The organism is Algoriphagus faecimaris, from assembly GCF_900101705.1.
Lineage (GTDB): Bacteria > Bacteroidota > Bacteroidia > Cytophagales > Cyclobacteriaceae > Algoriphagus > Algoriphagus faecimaris.
In genome coordinates this window covers 1-2,793 of sequence record NZ_FNAC01000026.1, presented here as the reverse complement: position 1 = coordinate 2,793, position 2,793 = coordinate 1, and the positions used below count along the sequence as shown (strand labels likewise).

The window sequence follows — 2,793 nt, the reverse complement described above, 5'->3', positions numbered from 1 at the left end:
AACCTTGGACCATGAATCCAGAACTTTAAACCATTCCGACCTAATTGGCACAATGTCTTCAGATTTATCTGCTGTAGGTAGACTTGAGCCTGTTCGAAATTCATTATTTGGAATTTTTAATACATACCTTCCATATAGTAATCAAGCCCATACCAAGCAGCGAAAAGGATCTGTAACATCCAAACTTCCATTCTTCCAAGCTTCCTGACAACTTGCCTTCAATTCATCAATTAAACAATTCATCAAATAAACGCCTAAATCCAAAATTTAATTTACTTCGTTTCTTTCCCAAAATGTCATATCAACTTGGTTAACTGCAAAGAATTGTTGGAATTTGAAAAATATTGCTTATGTTTCTTTTGTCTAAGGCTGCGAATTGTTTATTTTGCAGCGATATTACAAGGAGTACGATTGATGAATTTTATAAATCTTACTATTTGAAAAAACCTTTACTATGAATTTTTTATCCCGGTTAAAAATCCTTCCTCGATGGATTATAGCCACTCTTGACTCGCTGATTCTTTTCCAGTGTGCTTTGTTTGGTTATTTGGTTAGGTTCAATTTTGAACTGGCACTCATAGAGCAAAACGATGCTGTAGCTGGAAGCTTCATTTTTATGGTTGGCGGTCTACTCGTTATGCAAAACACACGCAGTTACGAGGGGATTGTACGGCATACTGGATTCAAAGACGGATCCAATATCTTCAAAACGGTACTGATCAACTTTATATTATTCCTATTTCTGAATTTTTTTCACGGTAATTTTCTGAATGATCGCTTTTTACTGCCGACCTCAGTATTGATTGTGGCGAGTTTGTCCTCCCTCTTCATGTTGATTTTCTACAGATTACTGGTAAAAGAGCTATTTGTCTACTTGAAGAATGGATTTATGCATCGAGAGATGAAAAATGGAGTCATTTTCGGTGCAGGAGAAGCGGGAATTATTGCACAGGAAGCCATCAAGCAAGACAGTAAAAGTTTGTTTAACGCAATTGCTTTTTTGGACGATGATCCTAAAAAGGAGGGTAAAAATATTGCCGGTAAAAGAATTTATAGAGGTATAGAGTCCTTGGAAAAACTAGTCGAACAGTTTGCAGTAACCGAATTGATTATTGCTGTCAGAGACCTTTCTGTAAAGCGTAAAAATGAAATTATAGATGAATGCCTTCGCCTGAATGTATCAGTGTCTATGGTGCCTCCTGTAGATCAGTGGATCAACGGAGGACTTACCGCGGGAGCTATCAGGGAGGTGAAGATTGAAGATTTGCTGAGTCGCGAACAAATCAAATTGGACAATCCTCGAATCAAAGAAGACCTTACTGGAAAAATCATAATGGTGACCGGAGCCGCAGGCTCTATCGGTAGCGAGATTTGTAGGCAAATCAGTCATTACAATCCTCGCCTTTTGGTCCTTCTAGATATTGCCGAATCCGCTCTTTACGATGTGGAGCAGGAATTCAAAGAAAATTATCCTACCTGTCCCATAAAAATAGTATTGGGAGATGTCAGGAATAAAAAGAAGATGAAGGAAATTTTCCGCATCTGTAAACCTCAAGTTGTATTTCACGCCGCTGCCTACAAGCATGTGCCTATGATGGAAAATTATCCGGAAGAGGCGATTCATGCCAACGTCATCGGTACCAAAATCCTAGCAGATCTCTCTGTTTTGGCTCAGGTGGACCGTTTTGTATTAGTTTCTACAGATAAGGCTGTCAACCCAACCAATGTGATGGGAGCAAGTAAGCGCGCTGCAGAAATGTACGTGCAAGCGCTCAATGAATATTTGGAACAAAACCACAAGAAATATCATACTAAGTTCATCACCACCCGATTCGGAAATGTCCTAGGTTCAAATGGTTCTGTTATCCCCTTATTCAAGAAACAAATCATGCACGGAGGCCCGATTACGGTGACCCACCCGGAGATTACACGATTCTTTATGACCATTCCTGAAGCCTGTCAATTGGTATTGGAAGCTGGAATCATGGGGAATGGAGGGGAAATCTATGTTTTTGATATGGGAGAACCGGTGAAAATTCTGGATTTGGCCAAAAAGATGATTAAGCTTTCAGGTAAAAAAGTAGACGAGGACATTAAAATCAGCTTCTCCGGTTTGAGAGAAGGGGAGAAATTGTATGAAGAATTATTAAATGATTTTGAAACGGTGAAGATTACCCATCATCCGAAAATCAAAATTGCTCAGGTGCTTCCATCTGCCTACCACAAAATTGATGGGCAAATTGATATTTTTCAGGATTTAATCCATAAGAATTCAGAAAATGAATTGGTGTCGCATCTAAAAGTCATTGTACCCGAATTTATTTCAAATTCTTCCAGGTTTGAGGTTTTGGATAGAATGAACTGAGAAGCTGAGGTCAGCTTGGACTCTTAGTTTTTTGAACCCAAGCCACCTTTCAGTTTTCCTCAAATCTTCCGCAAGCCCGAATTTTCTGAGGTTTTTTAACCACATAGCAGGGTATAAAGCACACCGATAATTGGTGAAAATATGTTTTGTGATATGTGGAATAAGTAATGTTTTTTTTGTCCCAATATTTAATGTTGTTGAGATACTATTATTGATCAAAACCCCGAAATTCGCAATCCTTGAACCATGAACCCATAACCCTCAACAATTCCTCCCTCCCCAAGACCTAATTGGCACAATGTCTTCATATTTATCTGCCGTAGGTAGACTTGGGCCTGTTCGAAATTTATTATTTGGAATTTTTAATACATACCTTCCATATAATAATCAAGCCCATACCAAGCAGCGAAAAGGATCTGCAACATCCA

General features: G+C 38.8%; 2 protein-coding genes. Both read left to right on the top strand.

Going from position 1 to position 2,793, the window contains the following annotated elements:
- Positions 1 to 208 (top strand): hypothetical protein (locus BLQ57_RS21345; RefSeq protein ID WP_217639527.1); only part of this gene is annotated, 208 nt, incomplete at its 5' end.
- Positions 209 to 454: 246 nt separating this feature from the next.
- Complete coding sequence (locus BLQ57_RS13410) at positions 455 to 2,365, top strand: polysaccharide biosynthesis protein (protein WP_087939721.1); 1,911 nt, start codon at positions 455 to 457, stop codon at positions 2,363 to 2,365.
- Positions 2,366 to 2,793: the final 428 nt, after the last annotated feature.

Bases quoted from the DNA above. Each gene is read 5' to 3' on its own strand.
- BLQ57_RS13410 (WP_087939721.1), top strand. From the start codon at position 455: ATGAATTTTTTATCCCGGTTAAAAATCCTTCCTCGATGGATTATAGCC.